At 72.6% G+C, this 11176-nt stretch carries 9 protein-coding genes and 2 pseudogenes; 4 read left to right on the forward strand and 7 right to left on the reverse strand.

From position 1 onward, the window contains the following. Nucleotides 1-64: 64 nt before the first annotated feature. Nucleotides 65-2884, forward strand: coding sequence for a hypothetical protein (locus IEY87_RS23230; protein ID WP_189140858.1), 2820 nt, complete (start codon nt 65-67; stop codon nt 2882-2884). Nucleotides 2885-2955: 71 nt separating this feature from the next. On the opposite strand, the gene IEY87_RS23235 is transcribed toward IEY87_RS23230, so the two are convergent. Further along, nucleotides 2956-4875 carry a Xaa-Pro dipeptidyl-peptidase gene (locus tag IEY87_RS23235; RefSeq protein ID WP_189140859.1) on the reverse strand — a complete coding sequence of 640 codons (1920 nt, stop codon included), beginning with the start codon at nt 4873-4875 and terminating at the stop codon, nt 2956-2958. A 148-nt stretch (nt 4876-5023) separates the two neighbouring features. On the opposite strand from IEY87_RS23235, the gene IEY87_RS23240 reads away from it, so the two are divergent. Then, nucleotides 5024-5683 carry a FadR/GntR family transcriptional regulator gene (locus tag IEY87_RS23240; RefSeq protein WP_189140860.1) on the forward strand — a complete coding sequence of 220 codons (660 nt, stop codon included), beginning with the start codon at nt 5024-5026 and terminating at the stop codon, nt 5681-5683. Between the two features lie 7 nt (nt 5684-5690). Here IEY87_RS23240 and IEY87_RS23245 read toward each other — a convergent pair whose 3' ends face one another. Further along, nucleotides 5691-6497 carry a hypothetical protein gene (locus tag IEY87_RS23245; protein ID WP_189140861.1) on the reverse strand — a complete coding sequence of 269 codons (807 nt, stop codon included), beginning with the start codon at nt 6495-6497 and terminating at the stop codon, nt 5691-5693. A 122-nt stretch (nt 6498-6619) separates the two neighbouring features. Here IEY87_RS23245 and IEY87_RS45925 point away from each other — a divergent pair, with 122 nt between their 5' ends. Then, nucleotides 6620-6856 (forward strand): hypothetical protein, encoded by a 237-nt coding sequence (locus IEY87_RS45925; RefSeq protein ID WP_225277543.1) that lies wholly within the window; start codon nt 6620-6622, stop codon nt 6854-6856. 168 nt (nt 6857-7024) lie between these two features. On the opposite strand, the pseudogene IEY87_RS47215 reads toward IEY87_RS45925, so the two are convergent. Both IEY87_RS47215 and IEY87_RS23255 read right to left on the reverse strand, forming a co-directional pair. Beyond that, nucleotides 7025-7129, reverse strand: a pseudogene (locus IEY87_RS47215) (methyltransferase domain-containing protein); the annotation flags it as partial. 118 nt (nt 7130-7247) lie between these two features. Beyond that, nucleotides 7248-7820, reverse strand: a complete 573-nt coding sequence (locus IEY87_RS23255; protein WP_189140862.1) for a YybH family protein — start codon at nt 7818-7820, stop codon at nt 7248-7250. 294 nt (nt 7821-8114) lie between these two features. On the opposite strand from IEY87_RS23255, the pseudogene IEY87_RS47010 reads away from it, so the two are divergent. Further along, nucleotides 8115-8345: pseudogene (locus tag IEY87_RS47010) on the forward strand (hypothetical protein); the annotation flags it as partial. Here IEY87_RS47010 and IEY87_RS47015 read toward each other — a convergent pair. Genes IEY87_RS47015 through IEY87_RS23275 form a run of 3 tightly spaced genes read right to left on the reverse strand, consistent with a single transcriptional unit; the run spans nt 8261 to nt 11126 of the window. Further along, on the reverse strand, nt 8261-9385 hold the full coding sequence (locus tag IEY87_RS47015; RefSeq protein WP_308112977.1) for a glycosyltransferase family 2 protein: 1125 nt from the start codon (nt 9383-9385) through the stop codon (nt 8261-8263). The pseudogene IEY87_RS47010 and the gene IEY87_RS47015 sit on opposite strands and share 85 nt — an antisense overlap. After that, nucleotides 9385-10392 (reverse strand): iron-containing redox enzyme family protein, encoded by a 1008-nt coding sequence (locus IEY87_RS23270; protein WP_189140864.1) that lies wholly within the window; start codon nt 10390-10392, stop codon nt 9385-9387. The genes IEY87_RS47015 and IEY87_RS23270 overlap by 1 nt, the downstream gene beginning before the upstream one ends. Then, a complete protein-coding gene (locus tag IEY87_RS23275; RefSeq protein WP_189140865.1) occupies nt 10392-11126 on the reverse strand; it encodes a class I SAM-dependent DNA methyltransferase in 735 nt (244 codons plus the stop codon). Before IEY87_RS23275 ends, IEY87_RS23270 begins: the two co-directional genes overlap by 1 nt. Nucleotides 11127-11176: the final 50 nt, after the last annotated feature.

An 11176-nucleotide genomic window follows, 5' to 3' on the forward strand; every position in this document is an offset into this window, starting at 1 on the left:
GGGAGCAGGCCGGGGCGAGGCCGGGCGCGGGTCACCGCGCTGACGTGAGGAGAGTGTCGATCAGATGTGGCGGACGCTGTCGAGCGAGGCGCGCGAGCGCATCGGCGAGCTGTGCGACGAGCACGGACGCCACCTCTACGACTACTGCCGCACGGCCCTGGCGGGCTCCGACGCCGAGCTGGCGGTCGCCGACGCGCTGCTGTCGGCGCACGCGCACGGGGACCGGCTGGCGGAGCCGCGGCTGCTGCGGCCCTGGCTGTACGCCCTCGCCCGCGCCCACCGCGCCGCCATCGCGACGACCAGGCCGGCCAGCACGGGCTCGTGGTCACGGCCCGGCGTGGCCCCCGACCTGGTGCCCGAGGGCCTGATGGCCCTCGACGGGCCGCACCGGGAACTGCTGGATCTGTCGGTACGGCACGGCCTCACGAACGCGGAGATCGCCGTGATCTTCGACGCGGAGGCGTTCGAGGTGGCGGCCATCGTCGCCGAGGCGGCCGACACCCTGGAGGAGTGGTTCGCCGCCGTCCGCGCGGCCAGGACCCGCGAGGGGTGCCCTCGGCTGGCCACCCGCGTCACCGACTGGACGAAGGCGCCGGGCAGGCGGAACCGTACCCGGATCGCCCGGCACATCCTGTCCTGCTCGGGCTGCCGGGCGGCTCCTCGGACCGTACGGGCCACCACTCTGCTGCACCGCCTGCCCCTGGCCGCCGTGCCCAGCACGCTGCGCGACCAGCCCGCCTGGGGCCGGCCGCTGCCCGCCGACGACCCCCTCTGGCGACCGGACGGATTCCCCCACCAGGCCCGCGGCCTGGTGGAACCCCCTCCGGCGATGATCTCCCTGGTCCCCGGCCCCACGACGGAGACCAGGGAACCCTCCTGGCCGGTGGCGGGCGCGGCCGCCACCGGCCAGGAACCCCCCAGAACCGGCACCGCCCCCTTCACCGCAACCGCCCCCGCCGGTGCCCCCAAAGGTGCCGCGACCGGCGGCACGCCTTCCAGGGTGTCGTCCGGCAGCATCGCGTCCGGCGCCGCGCCAGGGGACGGGCCGGGAGACGGTGCGGGCACGCCGGGAAGGGGCGGCGTTCCCTTGTCCGCCCCCATCGGCAAGGCGCCCTTCGGAACAGCACCCGGTGCTCCCCTGAGGCCCGCGAGCGAGGACATCCCCGCGCAGGCGGCGGCCAACGGCATCCAAGCCGCGATCACCACCACCGCGCCGACAGCGGCGGCTTCCGGCGTTCCCCCAGGCATCGCGACCGGCGGCACGCCACACAGCCGGGACCCCGCAGGCGGCACCCGACGTGGCAGAGAACCCCTCTCTCCGTCCGTCACGGCCCTCCTGGACACGGCACACCAACCAGGCGAACACCACCCCCCGGGCCCCACGGTTCCCGAACAACAGGGGAAACGACCCACCGCCCTCGCGGGACCCGACCAACTACGCGACCGACCCACCGGCCTTCCGGAGATCCCGTCGCAGCGGCGTACCCCCACCCGGCAGGAAAGCCGTTCAGCGCAGGAGCCGCCCGACCTCGCCCGCCGGCTCCTCAAGACAGCCGCCGACCAGGTCGAGGCCCCGGACGACAGCACCCCGCGCCGAAGCGCCGAACCTGGGGACAAACTCGTCTTCTCCGGCGAACGCCCTTCCCGCGAGCGTCCCGCACAGGAACGCGACCGTCCCGTACGAGAAGCCGACCGTCCCGTACGAGAAGCCGACCGTCCCGTACGAGAAGCCGACCGTCCCGTACGAGAGACCGACCGTCCCGTACGAGAAGCCGAGCAGGCGCAAGTGAGACCCTCGCCGCCCGTACGGGACCCGCAGGCGAAGCGCGAGCAGATATGGGCGCTTCAACCCCCACGGCCGGGTGCGAGCCGGCCCGACCGCCTGTTCACGCAGAGCCCTGACCGCCAGAACGTACGAAACCCCGACACCCCGCGCGTCCGGGAGCCCGAGCGGATGGTCGTCCCGGAGACCGGCGGGGCGCGGGTGCGCGAGCCCGAGCGGGTGGCCGCCCAGGAGGCCGGCGGGGCGCGCGTTCGGGAGCCTGAGCGGGGGGTTGTCCCGGAGGCCGGTAAGTCGCAGGTGTGGGAGGTGGGGGACGAGCAGTGGGAGGAGTTCTGGGAGGGGCGGCCTGACGAGGACGATCCCGAGGCGCGGATCTCCCTGCGCTGGCTGGTCCGGATGGCGTTGGTGATCGGTCTGGTGATGGTGGCCGGAGGGCTCACCTGGTCCGTCTTCCGGCACCAGACGTCGGGGAAGGCCGCCTCGGTGACCGGCCCGACGGCCCTGGCGCCCGGCCCTTCCGCGGCGGCTCCCCCGGCCCAGGCCGCCGACCCCGCCAAGGAGGCCCCCACCCTGCGGTCGGCCGCCCCCACGGCTGGGGCGACCGATCAGAGGTCGCCCACGGGCACGGCCAAGGCGACCGGCCCGGCCGCGCCCACCGGGGCGGCCACCCCTCAGGACGGGGCGCCGCGCGACGCCGCACCGGCCGGGAAGGCGCCGCCCGCCCCGGTGGCGCGGCTGTCCCCGGAGTCCGTACAGCTCGGGACCCGGCGTACGGGGACGTTCAAGCTGTCGTGCACCGGCGACTGCCAGGTGACCTCGGTCACCGCCTCGAACGGCATCGTGATCTCCGGCAACACCTTCACCGTCGCGGCCCCCGCAGAGCGGCCGGGCTGTTCCGGGCCGCCCGTGACCGAGTCGGGCGTGGTCACGATCGGCTGGTCCGGCACGGCCACCGGCGACGGCCGCGGCACCGAGGGCACCACGGCCGCCGACGGCACCCTCACGATGCTCGTCTCCTGGACGGTCACCAGCAACAAAGGCGCGTACATCCCCGACACGAACGGAGGCGGCTATTGGAGCAACTGCCCTAAGAACGAATGACGCACCGGATGCACCAGCCACATGTGCGGGCCCTGGCCGCGATTGCGCGCCCAGGGCCTTCACACGTCACCTCAGAAGAACGTGAACCCCGGCTCCGGCTCCGGCAGGTTCGGCTCCTGCGGGCCGCGGAACCTCGACCCGTCCTGCGGCACCTCCGTCAGCGGCGTGCCCAGCACGAACGGCAGGACCACGCTGCTCTTGGCCAGGTCCACCGTGACGTTCGCCCCGGTGCCCGTCTCGGAGCTGTAGGTCGCGTCGGTGCCCGCGATCACCAGCCCGATCCTGTGGCCCTTCTTGAAGGTGTAGTCGTGCGGCAGTGTCTGCCACTTGACCTGGCCGTACCGCCCCACGGGCAGCGGCGAGGGCCGGCTCAGCGAGTCTCGGTTGCGGACGTCGATCCAGCCACGGGCGACGATCTCCAGCGGCCGGTTCACCACGTTGGTGACGACCTTGCGGTAGCAGCCGTCGTCGGCCGTGGTGCTCTCGCCGTGGCAGTCCTCGTCGGTGAGCGTGGTGATGCCCTGGCCGCGCCGCCAGTCGAGGCGGACGTCGTCGCCGAAGTCGACGAGCAGGGCGGTCAGGTTGGAGGTGGGCCTGTCGAGTTTGACCCGCAGGTCGGCGACGGGGGCGCCGGACATGCGCAGGCTCAGCGGGAGCGCGCCGGTGGTGAACGCGACCCGGCCGGGCTTGGCCGTGCCCACGTCGGCCACCAGCTCGGACTCGGTCAGCGCCAGGTCGGTGAACGTGGCGGTGGCGTTCCGGTCCCGCCCCAGCTTGAGCGTGCCGTCCGCGGCGGGCCGCAGCGCCACCTTGAGCGCGTGCGGGGCCGGCCAGTCGCGCTGCGTCATCCACTGCGTGGGGCCGACCTGCACGTCCGCGCGCGGCTCGCGGTCGATGCCGTTGCGTACGCCGTGCAGCCAGCGGTCGAACCAGCGGTGCAGCGTGTCCACCCAGAGGTCCCTGCGGCCCTCGAAGTCGAACGGGTCCACGTGCTGGTACTGGCCCACCCAGATCTTGCGGGGGACGTTCCGCTCGGCCAGCGCCTGCCACCAGGTGGAGTAGTTGTCCGGCTTGACGTTCAGGTCGTTGGTGGTGTGCACGACGAAGACGCTCGCCCTGACCTTGGAGGCGTCGCCGAGCAGGCCGTCGATGTAGTCGCGTTCGTCCCAGAAGGCGTTGTGGTCGCCGGTGTCGTCGCCGTCCTCGGCGTCCATCCGGTCGCGGACCGCCTGGCACTTGGCCTCGGGGTCGGTGTCGACGTAGTTGGCCAGCCAGGAGGCATAGTCGTAGTTGTAGATCACGCCGTTCGAGCGCTGGTACTTGTACCAGGAGCTGATCGCCGAGATCGGCACGATGGTCTCCAGGCCGCGCACGCCGGTGGCGGCCACCGCGTTGGCGAGGGTGCCGTCGTACGACTTGCCGATCATCGCGGACTTGCCCGTGGTCCAGTCGGCCACGGCCGGGGCGCCGTCCGCCCGGTACGCCTTGGCCCGGCCGTTCAGCCAGTCGATGACCGCCTTGCCGCCCAGCACGTCGGCCTTGCCGCCGAGGTCGGGGCAGCCGTCGGAACGGGTGGTGCCCAGCATGTCCACGTTGAGGACGGCATAGCCGCGCGGCACGAAGAAGTTGTCGTAGTACAGGGGAAATTTCGTGACATTGTCGGCGGCGTCGTAGACCTTCCGCTCTGCCTCGTTTCCCCGCCCCGAGTTGTCGTAGTAGGGGCTCTCGTCGATGACCACCGGCACCCTGAGCCCCGGACCGGACTCCTTGGGCCTGATGATGTCGACCCGCACCCGGTCGAGCCGGCCGTCGGCGTCACTGTCGACACTCGACTCGACGTACACGTGCTCGCGGACGGCGTCAGCATAGGAGAAGACCGGCTGCGTACGGCCGTTCTCGATGGTGATCGCGGGTCCGGCGCCCGCGTGAACCGGGGTGGCCGTACCCAGGATGAGGGCGACGGCGATGAGGGCCGGGCGTAATCGTGGCACGCGTGACCTCCGTGACGGTGGAGAAGTATGTGCAACTTCTCAGACATCCGCGACCCTGACAAGATCTGTTCGCGGGGCGTCCGGAGGACAGTCCGGGGCTCACGGGTCACCCGGCGTCCTAAAGTGGACACGCGATCAAAGGAGGCACATGCGGAACGTGGCGCGGACCTCCCTCGTGGACGCCGCCATCCAGCAGCTTCGCGACCAGATCACCGGCGGGGCGTGGCCGGTGGGCACCAAGCTGCCCTCGGAGACCCGGCTGGCGCAGACACTCGGGATGAGCAGGCTGTCGGTCCGGGAGGCCCTGCGGGTGCTGGTGCACGCCGGCCTGCTGAGCACCCGGCAGGGCGACGGCACCTATGTGACCGCCACCGACGAGTCCCAGGTGGCGTTCCGGCGGCGGCTCGACACCGCGGCGGCCCTGGACATCCTCGACGTGCGGCGCGGGCTCGACCTGGTCGCCGCCCGGCTGGCCGCCGCCAAGCGCGACGACGACGACCTGGCCGGGATACGGGCGACGCTGGAGCTCAGGGACGCCGCCGCGCGGGCGGGCGACCTGGACGGCTTCGCGGACGCCGACGTCGCCTTCCACCTCAAGGTGGCCGACGCCGCCCACAACCCCCTGCTCAGCGACCTCTACCGGAGCATGAGCGAGGCACTGCGCGACAGCGTGCGGAGCATGGAGCAGGCCGCGCTCGAACCGGACCCCTCCCACCACGACCTGCTACGCGCCATCGCGGACCGCGACGCGGCCGGCGCGGTGACGGTCGCGGTGGGCATCCTGGACAAGCACGAACGCGACCTGTGAGAGCCCCTCACCCGTTGAAGACGACGACGTCCCCCTCCTCACCCGAACGCCCGTCCCCGCCCCCGTCAGACAGCCCTTCCGAGGTCTCACCCGAGGACCTCCCCGAGGGCTCGGACGGATCCGGCTCACGCCTGCGACGCGCCAGCCGTACGGCGAGCAGAGTGAACAGCGCGCCGCCGACGGCGGCGAGCAACAGGGTGTACGGCGGGAACCCGCCACCCTCCTGACCCGCGACACGCTCCTGCACCGCGGTGGCCGACTCCTGCTCGGCAGCGACCTGTGCGGCGCTCGGCGCGGCGGCAGGGGCCGAGGTCGGCGCGGCGGAGGTCTGGGCGGGCGTCCCCTTGCCCGCCGGGAAGCCCGGCGGCCGGATCGCGCCCCAGTGGTCCTGCTCCGTGGCCCCGGCGTCCCGCAGCTCGGGCGGCACCGGCCGGATCTCGATGCCGCCGGGCACCGTGAGCGTGCCGACCTCGTACGGCGCGAAGATCCCCTGAACGCCTTCGATCGTGTACGTCCCCTTCGGCAGGCTCACGGCGGTGACGTAGTGCCCCGCCTCCGGTAGCGGCGTGCCCGTGAAGGTCGTCGGCCGCCCCTTGGCGTCGGTCAGCGTGAGCCCCGTCGTGCCCAGGTCACCCTCGAACGGATGAACCCCGTGCTGGAGCACCCAGAACCCGATCGTGTACGAGGTCCCGGGAGCGAGCGCGCCGGGCACCGGGTCCAGATAGGTCACCGCCCACCCGCCGGCCGCCGAAGCGGGCAGCCCTCCCGTGAGGAGCGCGGCGACGGCGGCCAGGATGACCACGTATTTCCTCATGTCACACCTCCGGCCTGAATACACCGGCCAAGCCGCTCAGGTTCCCCTCCCCATTGCGCGTCCGGACGATGCACAATCGGGGGTAGACGGGGATCAGGCGGAGTAGCGAGGAGGCTCGCGCGGTGTTCGCCACCGGCCGCGAATATCTGACGGGGATGCTCGACGTGCTCGTGTACGAGGGGATGCTGCTCGCATGGCGGCGTGCCCCCCTGGACGGTTACGTGATCGTCTCCCACGAGGGGGAAGAGCTCACTCTCACCACGACGCAGGCGCAGCTGTGGATCCAGGGCGCTTTCGGCGCCTACCTGTCCTTGGTCGACCAGGGCCGCATCTCCCCACGCATGCCCAAAGGCACCTGACGCCCACGACGCCACCGGGCGAACCCCACCCGCCCGCGCACAGCATCCCACCCCACCCCGCACGCCCGTACGACACCCGAGGTCACGCGACGTTGGGCCGGGCGAGCGGACGTGCTCGAAGAAGCGCAGCTCGCCGCCGGGCCTGAGCACCCGCCGCGCCTCCATGAGCGTCACCAGCTGGTCCGGCACCGAGCAGAGGACGAGGGACATCACCACCGCGTCGAAAGCGTCCTCCTCGTACGGCAGCGAGTCGGCCTGCCGCGGCACCACCACGACGCGGACCGGGGCGGTGGCCGCGGCCCGCTCGGCGGCGGCGCGCCAGCAGATGGTCCGGCTCGACGGCGACGACCTCGGTCACCGCGGCGGGGTGGTGCGGCGGCGTGCGGAGGCGTCAGGAGGCGCTGTTGGTCATGAGGCGGTCGATCTTCCAGTCGCTGTTCTCCTTGCTGAGCACGAAGAACGCCCGCGTCTCGTCGGCGCCCTCCCCCTTGGTCGCACGGACGAAGGCCCAGGAGTCCACGACCATCGCTTCCTCGATCGTGGGCGATCCGGTGGTCTCCTCCTCCTCACCCTTGATGAGGCTGCGCAACCCCTCAGTGCCCTCCGCCGTCGGTTCGCCGTCCACCGCCGCCACCGCGTCGGGGGCGAAGAGCGCCACGGCCTTGTCGGTGTCTTTGTCCGCCATCGCGCTGAAGAACTCTTCGACGACGGCGCGGGGCGCCGCCGCGTCGGCTCCCCCTGAGGGCGACATGGTGCCGGACGGTGATGGGCTCATGGTGTCGGTGGCGGGCGGGCTCATGTCGGCCGGCGGACCGGTGTCGGTGGCCGTGTCGGACGGTGCGGTCGGCGGACTGGCCGCGCCCTTCATCGCCTGTCCGGTGCCGCCGGCGGCGCAGCCGGCGGTGAGGAGGGCTGGGACGATGGCGGCCAGCAGGATGCCCCTGCGCAGAGAAGTCGTGCTCATAGCCGCTTTGATTCCCGCCCCGATCAAGGGCGAATGCGCACTTTATCCAGTTCGCACAGGCCCTTTACCACCTCCGGCCACGGGCGCGAACCTTAATCACTGTCACCCTTCACTGAATTTGGAGAGATCGTTCAGAGCCACGATCGTTGCCGGTTAGAGACCTGAGCCCCGGTGCGCCGCCGATACCGTCGTGCCAGTGCCGAAAAATAAGGCGAGCCTAAGCGTTCATCCCCCTGAACCTCTGCCCCAGCGTGAAGACGCGGAGCGTTGCGACAGCGCCGACGCCGAACGGCGATGCGTCCTTCCAGCGGCCCATCCAGGCGCGCACGTCTACCCACCCCTGGAGTTGGACCGCCGCTCCTAGCGGCGTTTCCGAAGCGCTTCACCGGGCAGCCGGGACACATGCCGCACGACAGGGATGAGCCGGTCACGGTGACGGCTTACGAGGACGGCCCGCTGCTCCTGCGCGGACCGTTCGAGCTTCGCACCCCGGACGGCGAGCCGATCGCCTGCGACCGGGCGACCGTGGCGCTGTGCCGGTGCGGCCACTCCTCGGTCAAGCCGTTCTGCGACGGCTCGCACAAGGTGACCGGGTTCCGGGCGCCCGGCGGTGAGACCGCGTGACGGCGCAGCCAGCGGGTGGAGTGGGCGGCCCGCCGCACCCGGCGTCCCGCGTACGGCACGCCGCCGGTGAGTGCCGCGCAGAGAGCCAGCCAGCTGCATATGGCGCGTTCCAGGACCCAGACCGGCGCGAACAGTGACCCGGCGGCGGGAAAGACCGCTCGTCCGCCCGCCCGGCGCCGCCCCGCCTCGGCCGTGATCACGGCCAGCCCCGCGCCCGCCGCCACCACGCCATAGCGGCGGCGCAGCAGCGCGGCGGTCAGCGCGGGCAGCACCGACAGGAACAGCCCCATCCTGACGGGCTGCGCCAGGTCGTCGTAGGCCTGGCGGACCCGCTGGGACCAGAAGCGCCGGACCTCGCAGGGCAGCCGGCGCACGTACAGGTCCGGCGCGGTGACGACGCGCCCGCCGTGGGCCCGCACGGTGCGGACCAGCTCCAGGTTCTCGAACAGCACGTCGCCGTCGTAGCCGCCCATCCGCAGGTAGAAGGACCTGCGGACGCCGAGGGTGCCGGGATGGTCGGTGCCGAGCGCCCGGTTGAGCAGGGTGCGGGCGGTGTCCCAGCGGGCGTGCCAGGGCAGCGGGTCGAAGAAGTTCTGCGGGCGCACCAGGTCGGCCTCGGCGAGCAGCCGGCACATGCCGAGCAGGCCGCGCTCGTCGTAGCGGACGTCGTCGTCGGCGATCACCACCCGGTCCGCGCGGGCCAGCCGCAGGCCGGTGGCGACGCCGGCGACCTTGCCGTTGGCGCAGCGCAGGCCGCCGTCGGGACGGACATGGGTGACCAGGCCGTGCCAGCGGCGGGCGTGCCGGTCGTAGAGCTCCCCGGCGCTCCCGTCGACGACGATCACGTGAGCGTGCCGGGCCAGGCGGCGCAGGTAGCCGGTCAGCTCCTCCAGCCCGGCGTCGTCGCTCCAGCGCAGCGGCAGCACATAGTCGAGGTCCATCACTGTCCCGCGACGAGGTCCGCCAGATCGGGTTCGAGCAGCGAGCTCGCGCCGCACTGCCAGCGGTCCATGACCTGCTCGGCCCAGAGTCGTTCGAGCGTCAGCGCGCAGGCCGCGCCGTACAGGATGTCGTTGACCAGGGACGGGAAGGCGGCCGCGAAGCCGCCGCACAGGTCGTTGGCCGCGACCTGCTCGTGCACGGCGTCGGCCTGCACATGCTCGTCGTAGAAGCGGGCGGCGGCGTCGTCGCCGCCGAGCCGGCGCAGGCCGGCGGCGTAGCGCCGGTTGGGCAGCGAGGAAGTCATCTCCAGCGCGGCCAGGTGGCCGACCAGCGCGCCGCGCAGCCGCCGGTGCAGGCCGAACAGCGACATGGCGTTGGAGATCGCCAGGGTGATGCCGGGCACGCGGCCGAGGTAGGCGCCGTAGGAGTCGTCGAGGCCGAGGCCGCGCAGGGTGGTGCGGAACAGCTCGGAGTGCATCCGCTCGCGGCGGCCGCCGCCGTACTCGTCGGCCTGGATCTCCACCAGCGCGGCCTTGGGGCCGCCCTGCAGGCGGGGGATCGCCCAGGTGTGCGGGTCGCCCTCCTTGAGCTGGTAGATGGAGCGGTGCACGGCGAACTCGCGGAACTGCTCCAGCTCGGCCGTACGCTGCAGGAACTGCGCCATCGGCGGCCCCTCGTCGGCGACGGTGAGCGCGGTCAGCGCCCGGCGCACGTGCTCGGGAGCCACCGGCTGCGGCCGGGGCACGGCCTGGGCGAGCGCGTCCTCGAACCGGCTCTCGAGCACGGCACGCGCGCGCAGCAGCGACGGCTCCCACTCCCAGCGGTCGTCGACCCCGTCGAAGCCCTGATAGTGCAGCTCGTAACAGGCGAACAGGGCGAGCTGGAGGTCGTCGTCCAGGACCGCGCCCGGCGGGCAGTCGGGCAGCGGGCCGATCCGGTCCGGCGAGCCGCCGAGGCGGGCGAAGAGCTCAGCGGTGATCGGGCCACGGGCGGCGGGCAGGCGCATCAGGCACTCCAGAGGTAGACCGACACGTGCGCGCGGCTCTCGTCACCGAACGGACTTCCTGTCCAGTCCGACCAGCGGTGCTCGCGTCGCATCCCGGCCAGCCTGGCCATCAGGTCCAGCTCGGCCGGCCAGGCGTAGCGGTGGTCGGCGGGCAGCATGCGCACCCCTTCGGCGCTCAGCCGCACCCTGGTCGTGTGCATGAGCTGCTCGGCGGGCGACAGCCGGGCCGCCTCGGCGACGACGACCTCCTCGCTCATGGACAGCAGTCGCAGCGCGCTGCCGCCCGTGAAGGCGGTCAGGTCGGGCACCCACGCCTCGACCACGAACCGCCCGCCGGGACGCAGGTGCGCGGCGGCGTTGGCGAAGCACGCCACCTGGGCGTCCTGCGACGGCAGCGCGTAGATGGTGTTGGTGGAGAGCACCACCAGGGCGAACTCGCCGTCGACCGTGGCCGTGGCGAAGTCGCCGATGGTCACCGGGATCCGCTCACCGCCCGGCTTGGCACGCAGCACCTCGACCATGTCGGCCGAGCCGTCGATGCCCGCCACCGTGAGGCCCCGCGCCATCAGGGGCAGGGCCAGGCGGCCGGTGCCGATGCCGAACTCCAGCACCGGGCCGCCCGCGGCGAGCTCGTACAGCCGCGAGACGGCCTGCTCGGTCGGCAGGTCACGCACGGTGGCGTCGTAGATGTCCGCGATGCCGCGACCATAGGCGGAGGCGTCGAACGCCGGCACCCTGCACCCCCTGTCCCCCAGGTTTCAGCAGGTGGATGCCCTGGGGCAGG

The sequence above is a fragment of the Nonomuraea glycinis genome (assembly GCF_014646515.1).
GTDB classification, from domain to species: domain Bacteria; phylum Actinomycetota; class Actinomycetes; order Streptosporangiales; family Streptosporangiaceae; genus Nonomuraea; species Nonomuraea glycinis.